The organism is Mucilaginibacter sp. FW306-07-L (assembly GCF_058782065.1).
The window spans coordinates 1,938,420-1,959,646 of the sequence record NZ_JBYSXI010000001.1 but is presented as its reverse complement, the minus strand read 5'-3'; the positions used below and the strand labels follow the sequence as shown (position 1 = coordinate 1,959,646).

General features: G+C 43.5%; 18 protein-coding genes and 1 riboswitch. Of the genes, 12 read left to right on the top strand and 6 right to left on the bottom strand.

What is annotated here, in order from left to right; genetic code table 11:
* The first annotated feature begins 27 nt into the window (after nt 1-27).
* From AC3WJC_RS08600 to AC3WJC_RS08565, 8 genes are all read left to right on the top strand, one after another.
* Entirely contained in the window at nt 28-852 is an 825-nt protein-coding gene (locus AC3WJC_RS08600; RefSeq protein ID WP_492398672.1) for an MOSC domain-containing protein, read from the top strand.
* 83 nt (nt 853-935) lie between these two features.
* Nucleotides 936-1,373, top strand: coding sequence for an RrF2 family transcriptional regulator (locus AC3WJC_RS08595; RefSeq protein ID WP_492398671.1), 438 nt, complete (start codon nt 936-938; stop codon nt 1,371-1,373).
* 225 nt (nt 1,374-1,598) lie between these two features.
* Nucleotides 1,599-3,689, top strand: coding sequence for a ferredoxin-like domain-containing protein (locus tag AC3WJC_RS08590; protein WP_492398670.1), 2,091 nt, complete (start codon nt 1,599-1,601; stop codon nt 3,687-3,689).
* Nucleotides 3,689-4,465: a uroporphyrinogen-III C-methyltransferase gene (gene cobA, locus AC3WJC_RS08585; RefSeq protein ID WP_492398669.1), complete on the top strand. Its 777-nt coding sequence runs from the start codon at nt 3,689-3,691 to the stop codon at nt 4,463-4,465. Before AC3WJC_RS08590 ends, cobA begins: the two co-directional genes overlap by 1 nt.
* Nucleotides 4,449-5,969 (top strand): TSUP family transporter, encoded by a 1,521-nt coding sequence (locus AC3WJC_RS08580; RefSeq protein ID WP_492398668.1) that lies wholly within the window; start codon nt 4,449-4,451, stop codon nt 5,967-5,969. The genes cobA and AC3WJC_RS08580 overlap by 17 nt, the downstream gene beginning before the upstream one ends.
* 1 nt (nt 5,970) lies before the next feature.
* Nucleotides 5,971-6,675 carry a phosphoadenylyl-sulfate reductase gene (locus AC3WJC_RS08575; RefSeq protein WP_492398667.1) on the top strand — a complete coding sequence of 235 codons (705 nt, stop codon included), beginning with the start codon at nt 5,971-5,973 and terminating at the stop codon, nt 6,673-6,675.
* A gap of 14 nt (nt 6,676-6,689) precedes the next feature.
* Nucleotides 6,690-7,598: a sulfate adenylyltransferase subunit CysD gene (cysD, locus tag AC3WJC_RS08570; RefSeq protein ID WP_492398666.1), complete on the top strand. Its 909-nt coding sequence runs from the start codon at nt 6,690-6,692 to the stop codon at nt 7,596-7,598.
* Between the two features lies 1 nt (nt 7,599).
* Entirely contained in the window at nt 7,600-8,850 is a 1,251-nt protein-coding gene (locus AC3WJC_RS08565; protein WP_492398665.1) for a sulfate adenylyltransferase subunit 1, read from the top strand.
* 162 nt (nt 8,851-9,012) lie between these two features.
* Here AC3WJC_RS08565 and AC3WJC_RS08560 read toward each other — a convergent pair whose 3' ends face one another.
* From AC3WJC_RS08560 to AC3WJC_RS08540, 5 genes are all read right to left on the bottom strand, one after another.
* Complete coding sequence (locus AC3WJC_RS08560) at nt 9,013-9,477, bottom strand: hypothetical protein (RefSeq protein WP_492398664.1); 465 nt, start codon at nt 9,475-9,477, stop codon at nt 9,013-9,015.
* A gap of 291 nt (nt 9,478-9,768) precedes the next feature.
* Nucleotides 9,769-10,521: a menaquinone biosynthetic enzyme MqnA/MqnD family protein gene (locus AC3WJC_RS08555; protein WP_492398663.1), complete on the bottom strand. Its 753-nt coding sequence runs from the start codon at nt 10,519-10,521 to the stop codon at nt 9,769-9,771.
* Nucleotides 10,522-10,528: 7 nt separating this feature from the next.
* Entirely contained in the window at nt 10,529-11,149 is a 621-nt protein-coding gene (locus AC3WJC_RS08550) for a histidine phosphatase family protein (protein WP_492398662.1), read from the bottom strand.
* Nucleotides 11,150-11,311: 162 nt separating this feature from the next.
* Nucleotides 11,312-12,505: an aminofutalosine synthase MqnE gene (gene mqnE / locus AC3WJC_RS08545; RefSeq protein WP_492398661.1), complete on the bottom strand. Its 1,194-nt coding sequence runs from the start codon at nt 12,503-12,505 to the stop codon at nt 11,312-11,314.
* Between the two features lie 131 nt (nt 12,506-12,636).
* Nucleotides 12,637-13,062 carry a hypothetical protein gene (locus AC3WJC_RS08540; protein ID WP_492398660.1) on the bottom strand — a complete coding sequence of 142 codons (426 nt, stop codon included), beginning with the start codon at nt 13,060-13,062 and terminating at the stop codon, nt 12,637-12,639.
* Between the two features lie 55 nt (nt 13,063-13,117).
* Here AC3WJC_RS08540 and AC3WJC_RS08535 point away from each other — a divergent pair, with 55 nt between their 5' ends.
* From AC3WJC_RS08535 to AC3WJC_RS08520, 4 genes are all read left to right on the top strand, one after another.
* Complete coding sequence (locus tag AC3WJC_RS08535) at nt 13,118-14,239, top strand: trans-sulfuration enzyme family protein (protein WP_492398659.1); 1,122 nt, start codon at nt 13,118-13,120, stop codon at nt 14,237-14,239.
* A 101-nt stretch (nt 14,240-14,340) separates the two neighbouring features.
* A riboswitch (SAM riboswitch) is annotated at nt 14,341-14,453 on the top strand.
* A gap of 221 nt (nt 14,454-14,674) precedes the next feature.
* The gene (locus AC3WJC_RS08530; protein ID WP_492398658.1) at nt 14,675-15,988 is read left to right on the top strand and encodes an O-acetylhomoserine aminocarboxypropyltransferase/cysteine synthase family protein; all 1,314 of its coding nucleotides are present in this window, start codon (nt 14,675-14,677) and stop codon (nt 15,986-15,988) included.
* 58 nt (nt 15,989-16,046) lie between these two features.
* Nucleotides 16,047-17,102 carry a homoserine O-acetyltransferase family protein gene (locus tag AC3WJC_RS08525; protein WP_492398657.1) on the top strand — a complete coding sequence of 352 codons (1,056 nt, stop codon included), beginning with the start codon at nt 16,047-16,049 and terminating at the stop codon, nt 17,100-17,102.
* On the top strand, nt 17,102-18,340 hold the full coding sequence (locus tag AC3WJC_RS08520; protein WP_492398656.1) for a homoserine dehydrogenase: 1,239 nt from the start codon (nt 17,102-17,104) through the stop codon (nt 18,338-18,340). Before AC3WJC_RS08525 ends, AC3WJC_RS08520 begins: the two co-directional genes overlap by 1 nt.
* Before the next feature lie 54 nt (nt 18,341-18,394).
* Here the strand turns inward: AC3WJC_RS08520 and mutS are convergent, their stop codons facing one another.
* Nucleotides 18,395-20,971 carry a DNA mismatch repair protein MutS gene (gene mutS / locus AC3WJC_RS08515; protein ID WP_492398655.1) on the bottom strand — a complete coding sequence of 859 codons (2,577 nt, stop codon included), beginning with the start codon at nt 20,969-20,971 and terminating at the stop codon, nt 18,395-18,397.
* Nucleotides 20,972-21,227: the final 256 nt, after the last annotated feature.

The following is a 21,227-nucleotide window of genomic DNA, read 5'->3' as shown; positions in this document are numbered from 1 at the left end:
GTTTATAATCATTACATCAGGCTAACTATGCTAAAGGTATCGGCACTCTACATTTATCCCATAAAATCATTAGGTGGCATTGAGCTGCAGCAAGCCGAAGTTACCGACCGGGGCTTGAAATACGACCGCCGCTGGCTGCTTGTTGATGCCGAAAACCGTTTTATGACCCAGCGGGATTATGCCGCGATGGCCTTATTAAAAGTCGCGATATCAAATGATGGCCTGCTTATTACGAATAGTACAAATGATAATACCATAAAAATTCCCTTTGAGCCGCAAACTGATGACCGGTTTGAGGTTACCATTTGGGAAAGCACCTGCCCCGCCGTTAGGGTAAGTAATGAAGCTGATGCCTGGTTCACCGCCGCATTAAATAAAACCTGTAAGCTGGTTTACATGCCCGAAGATACCCGCCGTCAGGTAGACACACGCTATGCCCACCATGGTGAGATCACCACATTCGCGGATGATTACCCGTTTTTAATGATCGGCGAGCAATCACTTAATGATTTAAACAGCCGCCTGTCCACTCCCCTGCCCATGAGCCGTTTTCGGCCCAATATTGTATTTAGCGGCGGCGAGCCTTATGCCGAGGATCTCATTAATAATTTTACTATTAATCATATCCATTTTCAGGGCGTAAAGCTCTGCGCCCGCTGCGTAATGACTACTATTGATCAGGATACCGCAAAAAAACACAAGGAGCCACTAAAAACGCTGGCCGGCTATCGCCGTAAGGGGCAAAAGATCATGTTCGGGCAAAACGTTATTCATAAAGGCACCGGCATTATCAGCGTTGGCGATGCAATAACCAACATTACCCTGCATAATGACGAGCGGTTTTTGGTATGATACACCGGCTTGTTATTAATATTACTACAAAAAAGGTATTGTTTATATATATCATATATCTTTGCAACTTGTATCTTTAATCGATGCTATCAAAAAAAACCAAGTACGCTATAAAAGCATTAGTTATCCTGGGTAAAAACACGGATAAGCCGCCTATGCAGATCTCGAAAATTGCCGAGCAGGAACGCATACCTAAAAAATTTTTAGAGCAAATACTGCTCGACCTGCGTAACGCCGGTTTTCTATACAGTAAAAAAGGTGCCGGGGGCGGGTATAGTCTTAATAAAGATCCTAAAGATATTTACCTGGTAAGCATTATGCGCATTACCGACGGCCCTATTGCCATGGTACCTTGCGCCAGCTTGAATTTTTACCATAAATGCGATGAATGCCACCAGGAAACCACCTGCGGCATACGCAGTGTTTTTGTTGATGTGCGAGATGCTACGCTCAAAATATTATCTGAAACCAGCGTAGCTGATATTATAGCCCGCGAGAATACGCTGATTACCAATATTTAACAAAACAATAAGTTTCATGTTATTGTAATTTTGACTTAATGTCTATTATTTCCGTATAGAATATATATATTTGTGTCATTATGAAAATTACTTATATTTATATGCAAATGATGTACTGCTGCTGGCAGTAGTAGACAACAGGCTATAAGTATAGATTAAGCGATATCAACGCCTCTTTAGCCATAAGCAAAGGGGCTTTTTTATAAAATAACCACCAACATAATTATGCAAAGCTTCAGAACAGAACTGGAGAACCCTGTAGTTGAAAAAGATATTATAGACCTTGAACGGAAAATAAGGCTGTTCAAGGAAGGTAAGATACACGACGAAAAGTTCAGGAGCCTGCGCCTCGCGCGAGGTGTTTACGGTCAGCGCCAGCCTGGCGTGCAAATGGTACGCATAAAGCTGCCCTTTGGTAAAGTCACCTTTAAACAGTTGCTTACTATTGCCGATATATCTGACGAGTATGGCAGCGGTAACCTGCACCTTACTACCCGTCAGGATATTCAGATACACTATGTAAGTCTTGACCGTACGCCCGAACTTTGGGCAAGGCTTGAGCAAGACGACATAACCCTGCGCGAAGCCTGTGGTAATACCGTACGTAACGTAACTGCCGCCCCTACCGCCGGTATCGACCTAAAGGAACCCTTTGATGTATCGCCATACGCGCATGCCACTTTTGAGTACTTTTTACGCAACCCTATCTGCCAGGAAATGGGGCGTAAGTTCAAAATGTCATTCTCGGCTACGGATAGTGATGAGGCTTTCAGCTATATACATGACCTGGGTTTTATCCCAAAAGTAAATGCCGATGGCGAACGCGGCTTTAAAGTATTACTGGCAGGCGGACTTGGTGCCCAACCTTTTTTAGCAAGCGCTGTAGAAGAATTTTTGCCTGAAGATCAACTGATCCCATATATAGAATCGGTTATCCGTGTTTTTGATCGTTATGGCGAACGTAACAATCGCAACAAGGCCCGTTTAAAATACCTGGTTCAAAAGTTAGGTTTAGATGAAGTGCTGCGTTTGGCTCAGGAAGAGCGTATAGCCAACAAGGTAAAAACTTATCCTATTAACCGCGAGGCACTCCCCCAGCCTGCTTTACCCGATACTGCTGTTTATGCTGATGCACAACCGGTAAACCCTTTGCGTTACGAGCAATGGCTGGCTACCAATGTATTTGAGCAAAAGCAGGAAGGTTTTTATGGTGTTTACCTAAAAGTGCCTGTCGGCGATATTGATACCGCTACCGCACGTAAATTGGTTAATGTATTAAAACCATTAGTTGCGGATGAACTGCGTATCACTCAAAATCAAGGACTATTGTTAAAATATGTACGTAAAGAAGCACTAATTGCTTTATATAACGGCCTGACCGAACTGGAGCTATCAGCACCCGGTTTTGATAGTGTGGCCGATGTAACCACCTGCCCCGGCACGGATACCTGTAACCTGGGTATCTCTAACAGCATGACTATGGCTCGTGTCCTCGAAAATGTGATTTACACGGAATACGAAGATCTGATTTATAACCGCGAGATCAAGATCAAGATCAGTGGTTGCATGAACTCCTGCGGACAGCATGGTTTAGCGCATATTGGCCTACATGGCAGTTCGTTAAAAGCCGGAGCTAAAGTTTTGCCATCAGTACAGGTAATGCTTGGCGGTGGTACCGTTGGCAATGGCGTTGGCCGTGTGGCTGAGCGTGTGGTAAAGGTGCCTGCAAAAAGGGCTACCAGTGTTTTACGCTCGTTATTGGATGATTATAAAGCAAATTCCATTACCGACGAAACTTACCACGGCTACTATGACCGTCAGGGTAAAGATTATTTTTATCGCTTACTGAAACCCCTTGCCGATCTGACCAACTTAACTGAAGAAGAATTTGTTGATTGGGGTCATGAGGAAACGTTTGTAACCGCTATTGGCGTAGGCGAATGTGCCGGTGTAGTGATCGACCTGGTAGCTACCCTGCTATACGAATCAGAAGAAAAGCTGGGTTGGGCTAATGATGCTTATACCGAAAGCCGTTGGGCTGATGCCATTTACCATGCTTACAGCGTGTTTGTAAGTTCGGCTAAAGCGTTATTGCTTGATAAAGGCGTTAACAGCAGCACACAAGCAAGCGTTATCAAGGAGTTTGACGCGCAGTACGTTGAACCAGGCGAATTTGCGCTTGATACTACATTTACTGATCTGGTTTTACAGATCAACAAAAACGAACCATCTGAGGAGTTTGCCACCGCCTACCTGGCACAAGCGACTCAATTTTTAAATGAAAGCAAAGCAAAAAGGGAGGCTTTGGTAAAATAATGATTAACAATACACAACATATTACACCACGCATCACCTTAGTGGGTGCCGGTCCCGGCGATGCGGATCTGATCACAATAAAAGGTATCAAGGCATTAAAAACTGCTGATGTAGTTTTGTACGATGCTTTGGTGAACGATGAATTGCTGGACTTGGCTCCTGCACATGCTATAAAAGTTTACGTTGGCAAACGTTCCGGCGATCAAACACATTCACAAGCCAGTATCAATCAGTTAATGGTTGATTATGCTTTTAATTATGGCCATGTGGTTCGTCTTAAAGGTGGCGATCCGTTTGTATTCGGTCGTGGGTTTGAGGAGATCGAGTTTGCTGCACAGCATAATATTCAGGCGCAGGTTGTGCCGGGTATTTCCAGTTCCATCGGTGTGCCCGAGTTACAGCAGATCCCGGTTACGCACCGCGGTTTGAGCGAAAGCTTTTGGGTAGTAACCGGTACTACGGCCAATGGTAAAATATCATCAGACCTGATGGATGCCGCAAAAAGCAGGGCAACTGTTGTGGTGCTGATGGGCATACACAAGCTGGCAGAAATAGCAGAGATATTTAAAGCGGAAGGCAAAGCAAAACTACCGGCAGCGGTTATTCAGAGCGGCACCACCGTAAATGAAAAGATAGCCATTGCCACGGTAGAAACCATAGTTGATGCTGCCGCTCAAAAAAGTATCAGTTCACCGGCTTTGATCGTATTTGGTGAGGTAGTATCATTGCATCCTGATTTTAAACAAATTAAAGCATTGTATGGCTCACTTGCCTGAAGATAGTAACGTAAAACCTGTTGAGCAAAATAAAAGTAAGGGCAACCAGTTGTTCCCTGTTTTTATTAAGCTTAATGATTTGCATACCGTAATTGTTGGTGCCGGTAACGTTGGTTTAGAAAAACTAACGGCCGTGCTAAAAAACAGTCCGTATGCAAAGGTTACCGTTATAGCCAAGGCAATTATACCTGAAATTCATGCACTTGTTGCTGAGTATTCAGGCGTTACCATTATCAACAAGGCTTTTACTGAATATGACCTGAACGACGCGGATATTGTAATTGCCGCTACGGACGATAGCGATCTGAATAAATACATCCGCCAGGCCGCGCATGACCGTAAGTTATTGGTTAACGTAGCGGATAAACCAGACCTTTGCGATTTTTATTTAAGCTCCATTGTACAAAAAGGCGATTTAAAAATAGCCATATCAACCAATGGCAAATCGCCTACGGTGGCCAAGCGTATAAAGGAATTCCTGAATAAGGAAATACCCGATGAAATAGACGATACTTTACAGCAAATGAGTAAATTAAGAAATTCACTTAAAGGCGATTTTGCCTATAAAGTGCGTAAACTTAATGAAGCTACAGCCGTACTTGCTGAAACCCAAAAAGCAGCACCAAACAATAAATTGTATGTACGCTGGCTTATTTGGTTAACCTCTATTGCTTGTATCATTATTGCCCTGATCTCGGTTTGGAACAAGGAACCTGGGTTTCAAAGCTATGTACAAAACATCGACCCAATGTTTTATTATTTCCTGGGCGCCGGGTTTGTTTTTGCTATGATCGATGGATCTATCGGAATGTCATACGGCGTAACCTCACAAACTTTTTCAATATCTATGGGCATACCACCGGCTTCGGCAAGTATGGGGGTGCATTTATCAGAAATATTAAGTTGTGGTATAGCAGGCTGGATGCATTACCGTATGGGCAACGTAAACTGGAAATTATTTAAGCTGCTGATTATTCCAGGCATTATCGGTGCAACCACGGGTGCTTACTTGTTGTCATCATTAGAACACTACAGCCAATACACAAAGCCTTTTGTATCTTTATACACACTGATATTGGGTTTGGTGATACTATCAAAAGCATTTAAAAGTGCCACCAAAAAATCCGCCGATAAAATAAAGAAGATTGGCTTATTAGGTTTGGGTGGTGGTTTTATAGATGCTGTAGGTGGTGGAGGTTGGGGCTCTATCGTATTATCTTCGTTAATAGCCGGAGGCAGACACCCACGCTTTTCTTTAGGGACAGTAAAACTATCAAGGTTTTTTATAGCTATATTAAGTTCAGCCACCTTTATTTTTATGCTTAGCGGCATACAATGGAATGCTGTAGCAGGTTTAATTATTGGCAGCGCTATCGCATCTCCCATAGCTGCTAAAATATCCAACAAAATATCAGCAAAGGTAATTATGGTTGCCGTAGGTATTATTGTTGTCCTTGTCAGCTTTAAAAATATTTATGGTTTTATCGAAAAAGTACTAAGTTGATATGAGTGAGCTAACTCAATATATAAAACAAGAAATAGCAGGGTTAAAACCGGTTGAGGCCTTGCGTTTTTTAGCGGGGCATTTTCCGGGCGAGGTTGTTTTTTCAACCAGCTTTGGTTGGGAAGACCAGGTGATCACCCACATGATCTTTACCAACAACTTGCCTATAAAGGTTTTCACGCTCGAAACGGGCCGGTTATTTCCGGAAACTTATTATGTATGGAACCGCACCATGGAGATGTATGGCAAGCCTATACATGCCTACTACCCTAACCATGAAAGGTTGGAAGCCATGGTAAACGCCAAAGGCCCCAACAGCTTTTACGAATCGGTTGAAAACCGTAAGGAATGCTGTGGCATACGCAAAATTGAACCACTACAAAGGGCGCTGTCAGGTAACAAATGCTGGGTAACCGGTATTCGTGCCGATCAATCAGCCAACCGCCAGTTTATGGATAACGTGGAGTTTGATGAAGGCAACAACATCATTAAATACCACCCGATTTATAGCTGGACGCTTGATGATGTTAAAGCATACATCAAGCAATATAATGTACCGTATAATACACTGCATGATAAAGGCTTTCCAAGTATTGGCTGCCTGCCCTGCACACGGGCCGTAATGGAAGGCGAAGATTTTCGCGCCGGACGCTGGTGGTGGGAAGATCAGTCAAAAAAGGAATGCGGCCTGCATGCTGTAAAATAATATATAACCACCAAATGAGTACTAACAACCACCTGGATTACTTAGATGAGCTTGAAGCAGAAGCGATATACATTCTGCGCGAGGTGGCCGGGCAATTTGAAAAACCCGCGCTGCTGTTTTCGGGCGGAAAGGATTCTATCACCCTAGTTCGATTGGCTGAGAAAGCCTTCCGTCCCGGTAAATTTCCGTTTCCGCTCGTACATATTGATACCGGCCATAATTTTATTGAAACTATTGAATACCGTGATAAAATGATCGAGCGCCTTGGCGAAAAATTGATCATAGGCCACGTGCAGGATTCAATTAACGAGGGTAAAGCTATCGAACAAAAAGGTAAAAACGCCAGCCGTAACGCCTTACAAACCGTTACTCTGCTCGATACTATAGCCAAACACCAGTTTGATGCCTGTATTGGCGGTGCCCGTCGTGATGAGGAGAAAGCCCGTGCTAAAGAACGTATCTTTTCGGTACGTGATGAGTTTGGCCAATGGGATCCAAAACGCCAGCGACCTGAGTTATGGAACCTATACAATGGTAAAATACATAAAGGCGAAAACGTTAGGGTATTCCCGATCAGTAACTGGACCGAGCTTGATGTTTGGAACTATATCCGTCGCGAAAAAATAGAACTTCCTTCCATATACTTCGCGCATGAGCGCGATTGTATCACCCGCAATGACCAGTTGATGGCCGCCTCTCCTTTCCTGAATATGGATAAAGATGATGTGGTAGAGCGCCGCAACGTACGTTTCCGTACCGTGGGCGACATGACCTGTACTGCTGCTGTTGAATCATATGCTTATCAGATCGATGACATTATTAACGAGATCAGCGAATCAAAAATAAGCGAGCGTGGCGCACGTATGGACGACAAGGTATCAGAAGCGGCCATGGAAGACCGCAAGAAAGGGGGCTATTTTTAATATGGATATTTTAAAGTTTATAACCGCGGGTAGTGTTGATGATGGTAAAAGTACCCTTATAGGCCGCTTGTTATATGATAGCGAAGCGATATTAGCCGATCAGTTAGAAGCGCTGCACGCCTCGAACCGTAAAAATGATGATGGCACCATTGATCTGGCCATATTAACCGACGGCCTTAAAGCCGAGCGCGAACAAGGCATTACCATTGATGTGGCATATAAGTATTTTAATACGGATAAACGCAAATTCATCATAGCTGATGCGCCTGGCCATATACAATATACCCGTAACATGGTTACCGGTGCAAGCAACGCCGGGTTAGCTATTATCCTGATCGACGCGCGTAAAGGTGTTATTGAGCAAACTATACGCCACTCGTTCATTGTATCCTTATTAGGTATACCGCAGGTGGTGGTTTGCGTTAATAAGATGGATATGCTCGGTTACAATGAAGAGGCATATAATCAGATAGTAGACGATTACAAGACACTTGCCAAAAAAGTTGAACTGAACAACGTTAAGTTTATACCAGTCAGTGCTTTAAAGGGTGATAATATTGTTCATGAATCAACCAATATGGTCTGGTACAAAGGCGAAAGCTTACTGAGTTACCTGGAGAATGTTGATATTAAGATAGACAATTCTGCCGCTCATGCACGCCTGCCTGTGCAATGGGTTATTCGCCCGCAAACTGATGAACTGCATGATTACCGCGGTTACGCCGGGCGTGTGGCAAGCGGTACTTTCAGGGTGAATGACGAGGTAACCGTATTACCATCAGGCTTTACCAGTAAAATTGCCAGGATTGAACAATTAGATGCTGAGCCGGCTTACGCCAGTACGGGCATGTCTGTTACTATACACTTAGCTGATGATATTGATGTAAGCCGAGGCGACCTATTGGTAAGCAGTGCCGAGCAACCGCAGGTAGCGCAATTAATTGAAGCCGACCTGTGCTGGATGGATACCCGTCCGCTGGACACCACACATACTTATCTTATACAGCATAATAGCAAGGTAACAAAATGCCGTGTGAGCGAAGTACTGTACAAGATGAATATCAATACGCTTGAAAAGCAATACGACGAAGATTTTAAGCTGAATGATATCGGCCGCATCATAATTAAAACGGCTGATGCACTGGCATTTGATGCTTACCAAGCCAACAAAGCCAATGGCGGCGCTATTATTATTGATAGCCGTACCAATGTAACTGTAGGCGCGCTTATGTTAAGGTCAGTAGCTGAATAATACTTACAAATTAATGTAAAGCAAAAGGCGTGGATGTAAGTTCACGCCTTTTGTTTTTTGACGATACCTCAATCAGGCAGGGATAAAAACAACAAAGCCCCCTTTTGCAGGAGGCTATTGTTTGCTATATATGTTAATGGGTTGTCGTCTCTGGTGTTGAGATTATTTTACTTGTTGAAAGTAGTAAACCGCTGAAGTTGGAGCAACACGAACTAATATCTCGCTCTTTTCATTCTTCAGGTCAACAAAGTGTTGAACGCCATCACCTGTGTTCAGTTCAATTACCTGACCGATGGTGTAATCTTTATAACGTGAAGCGATCTCTTTTTGAGCACGTGCTGATATAGATTTGTATGCAACTTGTTTGGTAGTACCCATATAATCGCCGTTCAGGTTGTAAAATGCCGTCATTTTAACGCCCTCTAAAGTAAACTCAGCTTTTTGAGTGCTTTCAGTTACAGTCCAGGTAACGTTTTCAGCGCCGCTGTAATCTGATTTGAATTGATTGATAACAGCGTATGATACGTTAGCGTTTTTGTCGTCGTCTGCTGTTACTTTTTTATCGGCTGCAAAAGCACCTGTAACTAATAAACCGATAATTGCTGGTATAACTAATAACTTTTTCATTGTCTTGTTGTGTTAAATTTTAAATCCACAACAAATATCAGGTTTAAATATGAATTATGTAAATAATGTTTAATTTTTATAAAAAATCAATAATAATATACTTTTAATTTTAAATGTTTTAAAAATTAAAAGCTTAGATAGTGTATAATTTACAATATCATAAAATTTCAGTCCATACCATAGTGTAATAAGTACAATAAGCCAGTCAGTCAAATGTCAAACACGGCCCAGGTTAACAGTTTTAGCAGCTCAAAATTGGCTTAAAAGAAAAAGCGTTTTAAATTTTGTGAATTATTTATTTTGAAGCTCTTTAATATAGCTTAAAAAAAGGTGCAGGGCTTCCCGTTTCTTATCCGTAAGTGAATAATCAATTTTATTAAGCAGGTAATCTTCAATATCAAAGTCATTACGATGAGGCAATTGCTTGAACAGTTCCGGCCTGCTGTCTAAACCAAATTTCAGGGTAGCATTAAAATCCTGAATAAAATCAATTGGTATGGGCTTGTTTGATATCCAGGCGGCAAATACGAAAGGCAAGCCGGTAAATTTTTGCCACTCCTCGGCTAAATCATATACATAAGCATACTTGTCCGCTTTGCCAAAGGTCCTGTCGCCTATCTGTACAAAGGCGGTATCAGTTTCCATAGATAAGCTGTAGTCCTGTGCGTCAACAATAAGTTCAGGCCTAACCTTCCAAAAGTTTTTGAGTAACACCCTCGCCAGGTTATTTGAGCTGCGCGATTCAGGATCAAGCTGTATGCGTTTAACATCATGTATCTCGCAATTGCTGAATATAAATACCGAAGCTACTGCCCCATTGGCACCAATACAATAGTCGGACACGATGTGCCACTCAGGCATATTTAAGGTAGCGGCAACGGGTATTAAACCAATATCCGCTTCGTCGTCAATCAGCTTTTGGGCGCAATCAGCCGGAATATCTAAACTAAGATCAATTTTATTAAAGAAATCGGTATGCTGTATACCGTATATAAAGGGCGTGGTGTTAGTATAGCTAACCGCCGAAATTCTAATCTTTTTCACAAATACCTCAGGCCTGCTTTAAGTGCAGGGCATTATTAAAGTCAACAATCTCAAATTTTTGGCCGTCAAAGGTAACCTTATACAACACCAGGTTTTGGTGCGGAAAGGTATCCATTTCCGTAAGCGGCCGATCGGTAAGCAAACACATCAGCAGCCTCATGGCGCGGCCGTGCATACATACCAAAACATTTTTTTCTTCAGGATAAGATAAGATCACCTTTATAGCTTCCTGCTGCCTTAACTTAACCTCATTAGGGCTTTCGCCGCCTTCTATTTTGGCATCCAGGTTACCATCAAGCCAGTTACGCATCAGGTCTAAAAATGCCGCTTTATTTTCGGGCGTGCTGGGTTGCCCTTCCAGTCTGCCCCAAGCCAATTCATCAAGCCCGGCAAGCTTTTCAAAGGGAATACCTAAGTCAATAAACTTTTGAATGCTTTGCTGCGTACGCTTTAATTCAGAAATATAGATCTTATCAAACGGGACTTGTTTATAGGCCTCATAAAACAAAGCGGCCTGCGCCCGTCCTTCGTTGTTCAAATCAGTGTTCATCCCCCGCCCCTGCACAATCCCCTGTTTATTCAGGTCGGTTTGCCCATGGCGTACAATATATAGTGTTTTTTGTATCATTCTTTTTTTAAAGCGAAAAGCGATTTTAGCTTAAAGCTTAAAGTCCAAAGCATAAAGCTTACACTCTTTTGTAAATCAGCTTTGAGCTTTTACTTTTTCGCTTTTACCCTTAACCTTTCCGCTTTTACCTTTATGCTTTTAGCTTAAATAACCGCTTTTACCTCAATTAACCACCGGAAGTTTATAGAACTTAGGTTTAACTTCTTCGGCAAACACATGGTCTTTAAAATCGGTAACTACGTTGTATAAAGTGTCACGTTCAATGGGGTGACGGCCAACCTGTTTAATCAACTCAACCAGTTCCTTGGTGCTCATGGCCGGGTGCTGCTCTTCCGCGCCTGCCATGGAATATATTTTGGTGGTATCGTCAAGTGTACCATCAATATCATCCACACCAAAATTTAGGGAAAGCTGTGCGGTATTCCTGCTGATCATGGCCCAGTAAGCCTTAATGTGATCAAAGTTGTCCAAATAGATACGTGCTATGGCGTAATTACGCAGATCTTCTAACACGGTCGACTCTGGCACGTTTGACATCTGGTTATCCTGATTACGGAATTTAAGCGGGATGAATGTTTGGAAGCCTCCTGTTATATCCTGCAATTGGCGTAGCTGCTCCATGTGGTCAACCCGGTGCCAGTACTTTTCAATATGGCCGTACAGCATGGTAGCGTTTGAGCGCATACCCAGCTTATGCCATTCCTCGTGTATCTGTAGCCACTGGTCGCCGGTACATTTGTCTTTAGCGATCAGGTCACGCACCTCAGGATGAAATATCTCCGCACCACCACCCGGCATTGATTCCAATCCGGCCTCCTTCATCAGTTGCATACCCGTAGCGTAATCAATTTTAGCCTTTTTGAATATATAATGGTATTCAACAGGCGTTAAGGCCTTAACATGCAGATCAGGGCGATGTTGTTTGATACGGGTAAAGAGTTCGGTATAAAAAGGTACATCATATTGCGGCAATACGCCGCCTACAATATGCACCTCGGTAACGGGCTCGTTATCATATTTCTTGACGATGTCGAGCATTTCTTCCATGGTATACTCCCACCCTTCGCCACGCTGTTTTATCAGGCGCGAATAAGAGCAGAATTTACAATCGTACACACAAAGGTTAGTGGGTTCGATATGGAAGTTACGGTTAAAATATGTTTTGTCGCCATGTTTGGCGTTGCGTATATAATTTGCTAAAGTGCCAAGATAGCCGAGTTCAGCTTTTTCATATAACAGCACACCCTCGTCAAAGCTGATGCGTTGCAGGTTGAGTACCTTTTGTGCAATGTCTTTTAAATCAGCAGATAAGTTTGGATCATTCAGTATTACCTGTAAACTATCTGTGTTATGCATTTAATAAAAGTTTATCAAAGGTAGTAAAATGCATAAATACTACAGGCATAACGCTACCTTATTCCGTAAACCTACCCGTAATTGACATTGTTTTTACATAGGCGTTGCCACATCTAACAGTTATCAGCAACTTAATTTTTCCTTTTTACATAGGTTGATGAAAAGCCATCATTCACATTATCAGCCAGTACGATGGTATCCTTAACCATTTTGGTGATCACAAGCGGCAGTGCGTTAGCCGCTGTATCAGGATTGATGATATATAACGGATCAGTTGAAAAGATGGTTTGGCCTTTACTGATGGTATAACGGTATTGCTGCGTAATCTGATTATTCTTGTAAAACAGCAATTCGCCGTTCTTAAACTCAATATGTAATATATACCGGGCGGTTTCGGGCGTTGTGGTTACGCCGGCAAAGCCACCGGTTGTTCTTTTCCAGTCCCACTGCCCGCTAAGGCTTTCAGGATCAATGGCGTTATCATCCTTAGTTATACGAGTGGCTTTACATGCAAAAACAGAAACCGCTATTAAAACCATTAATATTACATTTTTCATTATTCAGGTTTTTTATCAATACGTACATTTACCGCCGTACGCTACAAATATTGCTATGAAAATTGAAACCATCGCCATACATGCCGGTAATCACCCTGATAAATCTTCGGGCGTGGTTATACAGCCTATTACCCTTTCAACCACATTTATAAAGGATGAACAGGGCGAATACCTTTCAGGCCACATTTACAGTCGTTCATCAAACCCTAACCGGACATCGTTAGAGAATGTTTTGGCACAACTTGAGGGCGGCGCTGATGCCGCGGCTTTTTCATCCGGAAACGCGGCGGGCATGGCGGTATTTCAATCACTGCAACCGGGCACGCACATTATTTTGCCTGATGATATGTACCACGGCCTGCGCAACCAAGTTAAAAACCTTTTCGCCGGTATCTTAGAGTTTGATTTTATTGATGTGAACGATGAAACAGTTCTCCAACAACACATAAAACCAAATACAGGCGTTATCTGGATAGAAACCCCATCAAACCCGTTATTAAAACTTTCTGATATAAAAAAAGTGGTTAGCATAGCTCATGCCAAGGGTATAAAAGTGGTATGCGACAATACCTTCGCAACTCCTATCTGCCAGCAACCACTTGCACTGGGTGCCGACCTGGTAATGCACTCCAGCACCAAATACTTTGGCGGCCACAGTGACCTAATGGGCGGCGCATTAATAACATCTGAAAAAAGCGACTGGTGGCAAAAGATACGTCAGGTACAGGAAATGGGCGGCGCTATCCCCTCACCTGCTGATTGCTATTATCTGGTAAGGAGTATAAAAACACTGCCCTATCGTGTACGTGGGCATGTAAGTAACGCGCAGCAAATAGCGGATTTTCTGGAAGGTCATGATAAGGTGGAGCAAGTATTATATCCCGGATTGGCCTCGCATCCGCAGCACGAACTGGCATCGGCACAAATGAGCTTATATGGTGGGATGCTGTCATTTTTAGTTAAAGGCGGCCAGCAGGAAACAAGTAAGGTAATTAATGCCCTCAAACTATTTACCCAGGCCACCAGTTTGGGTGGTGTAGAGAGCCTGATAGAACACCGGGCGTTAATTGAAGGGCCTGATACCAAAACGCCGCGCAACCTGCTTCGGGTATCTGTCGGGCTGGAGCATGTTGATGACCTCTTTGCTGATCTTGACCAGGCTTTGGAATGTTTTTAGCGTTTAAAACAAATAAAATTTGGATTTATAAATATCTTTAACATACATTTGCAACAATATTTGGCAGCAAATATTTAAGATCATTCCCCTCAAAAAGGTTTGGTTTATAAAGAAGCGGCGAGAGAACAGGCTCAAATACCCGCTGGCAACCCTTCAGCAACTGAAGAAGGTGCCAATTCCTGCCCCGGAAGAATAACCCCGGGAAATATAAATTAACAAACAAATGAAAAGTTTATTTAGCATTCTCGAAAACGTAGTACAGTATAATCAATATGGTTTAAACCGTTGTTGCTGTATGCGCATGTGTTGCTGCTAAGCCACACTAATTAACACGCTAACCACTTCTGTATGTACGCGTGTAACCGAACGGGATACTTATATCCTGTTGCTAAACAAACAAAACATTAACCTTTTATAAATTAATCCCAAAAAATCATGTCTGCTACGAACCTTAAATTTGAGACTTTACAATTACACGCCGGTCAGGAAGTTGATGCCACTACGGGCGCACGTGCCGTACCGCTGTACCAAACTACCTCATACGTTTTCAACAATGCCGAGCATGGCGCAAACTTATTCGCGCTAAAGGAATTCGGTAACATATATACCCGCCTGATGAACCCTACTACCGACGTGTTTGAGAAACGCGTAGCGGCATTAGAGGGCGGTGTTGCGGCTTTAGCCACTGCATCAGGCCAGGCAGCTCAGTTTTTAGCGTTGAATAACATTCTTCAAGCCGGTGATAACTTTGTAACCTCACCATATTTGTACGGCGGTACTTACAACCAGTTCAAGGTATCGTTTAAACGGCTGGGCATTGAAGCCCGTTTTGCCAAAAACGATTCGGCAGAAAGCATTGAAGCCTTGATTAACGAGGGCACCAAAGCCATCTACCTGGAAACCATCGGTAACCCTGAATTTAACATTCCTGATTTTGAAAAGATAGCGGCCGTTGCCAACAAGCACGATCTGCCTTTAATAGTTGATAATACTTTTGGTGCTGCCGGTTACCTTTTTCGCCCGCTGGAGCATGGCGCGCACATTGTAGTACAATCAGCCACCAAATGGATCGGCGGACACGGCACCAGCATTGGCGGCGTTATTGTTGATGGCGGTAATTACAACTGGGGCAATGGCAAATTTCCGCAGTTTACCCAACCGTCCGATGGTTATCATGGCCTGGTATTTAATGATGTATTTGGCATCGGCGGCCCGTTTGGCAATATCCAATACATCATCCGTGCGCGGGTTGAAGGCCTGCGCGACTTTGGCCCGTCACAATCGCCATTTAATTCATGGTTGCTGATACAGGGTTTGGAAACCTTGTCGTTACGCGTTCAGCGCCATGTTGATAATACGCTTGAGTTAGCCAAATGGCTGGAGCAGCATCCGTTAGTGGCTAAGGTAAACTACCCCGGCCTTACATCATCCCCTTACCATGATCTTGCAAAAAAATACTTGCGTAATGGTTTTGGCGCGGTATTAACCTTTGAGGTTAAAGGCGATAAGGCTAATGCCTCTGCCCTGATAGATAACCTGCAACTGGTAAGCCACCTGGCTAACGTGGGCGATGCCAAAACCCTGATCATCCAACCATCGGCAACCACGCATCAGCAATTAAGCGACGCTGAACAGCTTGCCGCGGGTGTTACTCCCGGTTTGCTGCGTGTAGCTGTAGGTATTGAGCATATTGATGATATCAAGGCTGATTTTGAACAGGCATTAGCCAAAATTGAACAGGTGCGATAACCTTTGTAATAATTTATAATGATGCTCCCGGTGTAAACCGGGAGCCTAATACATACTAATGAGTACTGAAATATATAGGCATACACAAAAATTTACACTTGAATCGGGCAAGGAACTGCATGAGCTGGAAATAGGTTTTAACACCTATGGCAAGCTGAACCAAACCCGCGACAATGTGATCTGGGTTTGCCATGCGCTAACGGCCAATTCGGATGTGCTTGATTGGTGGAAAGGACTGTTTGGCGCCAAAGACTTTTTTAATCCGGAGGAGCACTTTATTGTATGCGCAAATATTTTAGGTTCACCTTATGGTACCACAAATCCGCTAAGCAGTAACCCGGTTACCGGGCAGCCTTATTGCTTGGATTTCCCTGAAATTACCATACGTGATATGGTGAAAGCACACCGCCTGTTAGCCGCACATTTGGGTATAAACCATATTGAAGTTTTAATAGGTGGATCATTAGGCGGGCAGCAAGCCATGGAATGGGCTATTGCCGAGCCGGAAAAGATCAGGAATTTGATCCTGATCGCTACTAATGCCAAACATTCGGCCTGGGGCATCGCCTTTAATGAGTCGCAGCGCCTGGCCATCAGCGCCGACCCGACCTTTTATGATAACACACCGCAAGGTGGTGCTAACGGTCTTAAAGCCGCGCGCAGCATAGCCTTATTATCATACCGGGGTTACAAAACCTACAACATTACCCAACAGGAAGATAACGATAACCTGACCGATAATTTTAAAGCAGCCAGTTATCAAAATTACCAGGGCCAAAAGCTGGTTAACCGCTATAACGCTTACAGCTACTGGTATTTGAGTAAGGTAATGGATTCGCACAACGTAGGGCGTAACCGTACCAGTGTTAATAATGCCCTGAGCTTAATTACAGCAAAAACACTGGTTGTCGGCATTACGTCAGATGTTTTGTTCCCGGTTGATGAGCAACGGTATTTGTTTCAGCATATCCCCAAAGCGGCATTTGCTGAGTTCGACTCGTTTTACGGGCACGACGGATTTTTAATTGACACAGAAGTATTAACTAACATTATCAGATCATTCCTGAAAACTGACGTTAAAGGAAAAATTATTGAATTGCAACAAATAGCATAATGAGCAAAAAACTTACTATAGGATTGTTTGGTTTCGGAGTAGTTGGACAAGGTTTATATGATATCATTAAAACAAAAAACCTTAATCTGGAGATCGTTAAGATCGCTATTAAAAACCCGGAAAAAGAACGTACCCTGCCTGCCGAATTATTTACTACCGACAGGAATGAAATACTGAACAACCCGGAAATAAATACTGTTATCGAACTGATCAACGAAACAGATGCCGCTTTTGAGATCGTATCTACTGCCCTTAAATCAGGTAAAAATGTGGTATCGGCCAGTAAAAAAATGATCGCGATGTACCTGGATAAGTTATTGGCTATACAGCATGAATACGGTACCTCATTATTATATGAGGGAGCGGTGTGTGGCAGTATCCCGATCATCCGTAACCTGGAAGAGTATTACGATAACGAGTTATTGCACTCTATCTGCGGTATTTTCAACGGTTCATCAAACTACATTTTATCCAAAGGCTACCTGGAGAATTTGGATTATAACAGCGCGTTAAAGCAGGCGCAGGATCTCGGCTTTGCCGAAACCGACCCAACTATGGATGTGGGTGGTTATGATGCCAAGTTTAAACTGGTGATAGCCGCCGCTCATGCCTATGGGGTGATTGTAAAGCCGGAAGAGGTGTTGAACATTGGTATTCAAAATCTATCAGCCAATGACCTGCAATATACCCGCGAAAAAAACCTGAAGATAAAGCTGGTTCCGGTAGCTAAGGAATTGGACGACCGCCATGTGGCCCTGTTTGTATTACCCAAACTGGTAACCGAAAGCGAATTTTTGTATAATGTAGAATATGAATATAACGGTGTAATTGTACAGGCAGCCTTTGCCGATCAGCAATTCTTTTTTGGTAAAGGCGCGGGTGGCCACCCAACAGGCGCGGCCGTACTATCAGATGTTGCCGCCTTGCGTTACGACTATCATTACGAATATAAAAAAGCCAAAGAAAAAGGCAGCTTAAAATTCACCAATGACATTAAGCTAACTGTTTACCTGCGTTATAACGATGAAAGCCTGGTTAAGGAATTGGATTTTGAGCACATATTTGAAAGCTATACATCCGATGGCTTTAAATATATTATCGGCAAGGTAAATCTTCAAAATTTGATAGCTAACCAATCTCGTATTGTTGAAAGTAAAGCGTTCATTGCCTTTGCCGATCAGTTAAGCGGTGTAACCCTGGCTGCAACAACAAAACAACAAACAGCCGAACTGGTATAAATCAGCAAAGTATCTCATAACAAAAGCTCCGAGTGATCGGAGCTTTTTGTTTGATTAGCTTTTTATTAACCGCTGTATCTCATCCAGCTTCATCAATGCCTCCACCGGGGTGAGTGTGTTTACGTCGAGGTTATTCAGCGTGTCGCGTATTTTTACCAGAACCGGGTCGTCTATAGAAAACATTTGCATTTGCACGGCCTGTTTCTGCACCTTGCGTATACTTTCCTTTATATGCTCACCTCCGGTCCGTTCAGCTTCCAGTTTTTTCAATATATCATTAGCGCGGCTCAGTACCTTTTGCGGCATACCGGCCAGTTTCGCTACGTGAATACCAAAGCTGTGCTCGCTGCCACCGGGTACCAGCTTACGTAGGAATATGATCTGCTGACCAACCTCTTTTACCGATACATTGAAATTTTTGATGCGGTTAAACGAGTTGCTCAGTTCATTTAACTCATGGTAGTGTGTCGCGAATAAGGTTTTTGCCTTAGCCGATGGATGGTTATGCAGGTACTCGGCAATAGCCCAGGCTATGGAAATACCGTCGTAAGTTGAAGTACCACGGCCGATCTCGTCCAGCAGGATCAGGCTACGGTCGGATATATTGTTCAGGATGCTGGCCGTTTCATTCATCTCCACCATAAAGGTTGATTCGCCGGACGATAAATTATCCGATGCGCCTACCCTCGTGAATATCTTATCAACCAAGCCTATAATGGCATCCTTAGCCGGTACAAAGCAGCCCATTTGCGCCATTAGCACAATAAGCCCGGTTTGCCGCAGCAATGCCGACTTACCCGCCATGTTTGGCCCGGTGATAATGATCACCTGCTGGTTATCCGAATCGAGGTAAACATCATTAGTGATGTATGATTCGCCCAACGGCAATGTTTTTTCGATAACGGGGTGCCTTCCGCCTTTGATGTCTATCAATCGGCCATCATTCATTACCGGCTTGGCATAATGGTTTTTGATGGATATGTGTGCGAAGTTGAGCAGCACATCCAAACGGGCGATCAGTTGCGCGTTTAATTGTATGGGCTTGATGTATTCGGCAAGCGAGTAAAGCAGATCATTGTACAATTGAGTTTCAAGCACCAAAATCTTTTCTTCGGCACCTAAAATCTGCTCTTCGTATTCCTTTAGTTCAGGCGTAATGTAACGCTCGGCATTTACCAGGGTCTGTTTACGTATCCACTCGGTAGGTACTTTATCCCGGTGCGAATGGGTTACCTCCAGGTAATAACCAAATACATTGTTAAATGATACTTTAAGTGAGGGTATGCCGGTTAATTCGGCCTCACGCTTTTGGATCTCCAGCAAATAGCCCTTGCCGCCAAAGGCTATCTTACGCAGGCGGTCAAGTTCCTCGTTAATACCTTCGTTAATTACCGAGCCTTTTATCAAGGCTACCGGTGGCTCCGGGTAAAGTTCTTTGTCAATCTTCTCGCATATATAGGCACAGGGGTTTAACTGTGCACCAATGGTTTGCAATGGCTGGCTGCCTGATGCTTCGCTTATCTTCTTGATCTCACCAATAGCTTGCAACGCCTTTTTAAGCTGGCATATTTCGCGTGGATTAGCTTTTTGCAAACTTATTTTTGAGATTAAACGCTCCAGGTCGCCTATCTGGCGTAAATGCTGTTGCAGGTTTTCGCGCAGCTCTTCATGCTGGATCAAATGCTCTACTACATTCAGCCTGTCGGTGATAGGTTTTAGTTCCTTCAACGGCATCACTATCCAGCGGCGCAACAAGCGGGCACCCATGGGCGAGCAGGTGTTGTCAAGCACATCAACCAAGGTATGGGCATTTTCGTTAGACGAGCCGACCAGTTCAAGATTGCGAATGCTAAAGCGGTCAAGCCACAGGTAGCGGTCTTCCTCTATCCGGCTGATGGCCGATATATGCTGCAGGTTACGATGCTCAGTTTCGTTTAAATAATGCAGCGCTACACCGGCGGCTATTATACCCAGGTTCAGTTTATCGATACCAAAACCTTTAAGCGATTGTACACCGAAGTGTTTAAGCAGGGTTTCATAAGCATAATCTCCGCTGTAAGGCCATTCATCCAGCGTGTAGGTATAAAAGCGGTCGCCATAAATATCCTTAAAATCATGCTGGCGGCTCTTGGGGTAGATCACCTCGCTCGGCGAAAAACTTTGCAGCAGCTTATCAATATAACCGCTGTTGCCCTGCGCCGTTAAAAACTCACCGGTAGATATATCGATAAGCGCTATGCCAATGCTGTTTTTCTCAAAATAAAGGGAGGCTAAATAATTATTGCTTTTTTGCTGCAGGATGTTGTCGCTGATAGCAACCCCCGGTGTAACCAGTTCGGTAACGCCGCGCTTAACAATGGTTTTGGTGGTTTTTGGGTCTTCCAACTGATCGCAAATAGCTACACGCTGCCCTGCCCTTACCAGTTTTGGCAAATAAGTTTCGAGCGAGTGGTGCGGGAAACCAGCCAACTCAATATGTGTAGCCGCGCCATTAGCCCGCCTCGTAAGCACTATACCCAGTATACCGGCGGCTTTTATAGCATCCTCGCCAAATGTTTCGTAAAAATCGCCCACGCGAAACAGCAGCAGCGCACCCGGATACTTAGCCTTTATGGCATTGTACTGCTGCATTAACGGGGTTTCTTTTGTAATTGCTTTAGCCAAATCTATTACCTCAGTTTTTAACCTGATAAAGTTAGCCTCTTGCCCCGACTTTATTCAGGTTGTGGAAAAAAGGTTTTTATTAACAAGTGCCGGGCAAAAATCCCGTTAGTTGATTGCAATAGGTGTTTTCACCCTTTTTATTCCCGTTTAAAAAGTAAGCGTTATGGGTTTTTGAACTTGCGGTTTACCCTGCTACCGGTGCTAACTTTACAACGTGGTAATA

What these genes read in the sequence shown, in the direction of transcription:
- AC3WJC_RS08575 (WP_492398667.1), top strand. Translation starts at nt 5,971, where the DNA reads ATGAGTGAGCTAACTCAATATATAAAACAAGAAATAGCAGGGTTAAAA.
- mqnE (WP_492398661.1), bottom strand. Translation starts at nt 12,505, where the DNA reads ATGCATAACACAGATAGTTTACAGGTAATACTGAATGATCCAAACTTA.
- AC3WJC_RS08535 (WP_492398659.1), top strand. Translation starts at nt 13,118, where the DNA reads ATGAAAATTGAAACCATCGCCATACATGCCGGTAATCACCCTGATAAA.
- AC3WJC_RS08550 (WP_492398662.1), bottom strand. Translation starts at nt 11,149, where the DNA reads ATGATACAAAAAACACTATATATTGTACGCCATGGGCAAACCGACCTG.
- AC3WJC_RS08560 (WP_492398664.1), bottom strand. Translation starts at nt 9,477, where the DNA reads ATGAAAAAGTTATTAGTTATACCAGCAATTATCGGTTTATTAGTTACA.
- mutS (WP_492398655.1), bottom strand. Translation starts at nt 20,971, where the DNA reads ATGCAGCAGTACAATGCCATAAAGGCTAAGTATCCGGGTGCGCTGCTG.
- AC3WJC_RS08590 (WP_492398670.1), top strand. Translation starts at nt 1,599, where the DNA reads ATGCAAAGCTTCAGAACAGAACTGGAGAACCCTGTAGTTGAAAAAGAT.
- AC3WJC_RS08520 (WP_492398656.1), top strand. Translation starts at nt 17,102, where the DNA reads ATGAGCAAAAAACTTACTATAGGATTGTTTGGTTTCGGAGTAGTTGGA.
- AC3WJC_RS08600 (WP_492398672.1), top strand. Translation starts at nt 28, where the DNA reads ATGCTAAAGGTATCGGCACTCTACATTTATCCCATAAAATCATTAGGT.
- AC3WJC_RS08540 (WP_492398660.1), bottom strand. Translation starts at nt 13,062, where the DNA reads ATGAAAAATGTAATATTAATGGTTTTAATAGCGGTTTCTGTTTTTGCA.
- AC3WJC_RS08565 (WP_492398665.1), top strand. Translation starts at nt 7,600, where the DNA reads ATGGATATTTTAAAGTTTATAACCGCGGGTAGTGTTGATGATGGTAAA.
- AC3WJC_RS08530 (WP_492398658.1), top strand. Translation starts at nt 14,675, where the DNA reads ATGTCTGCTACGAACCTTAAATTTGAGACTTTACAATTACACGCCGGT.
- cysD (WP_492398666.1), top strand. Translation starts at nt 6,690, where the DNA reads ATGAGTACTAACAACCACCTGGATTACTTAGATGAGCTTGAAGCAGAA.
- AC3WJC_RS08525 (WP_492398657.1), top strand. Translation starts at nt 16,047, where the DNA reads ATGAGTACTGAAATATATAGGCATACACAAAAATTTACACTTGAATCG.
- AC3WJC_RS08580 (WP_492398668.1), top strand. Translation starts at nt 4,449, where the DNA reads ATGGCTCACTTGCCTGAAGATAGTAACGTAAAACCTGTTGAGCAAAAT.
- AC3WJC_RS08595 (WP_492398671.1), top strand. Translation starts at nt 936, where the DNA reads ATGCTATCAAAAAAAACCAAGTACGCTATAAAAGCATTAGTTATCCTG.
- cobA (WP_492398669.1), top strand. Translation starts at nt 3,689, where the DNA reads ATGATTAACAATACACAACATATTACACCACGCATCACCTTAGTGGGT.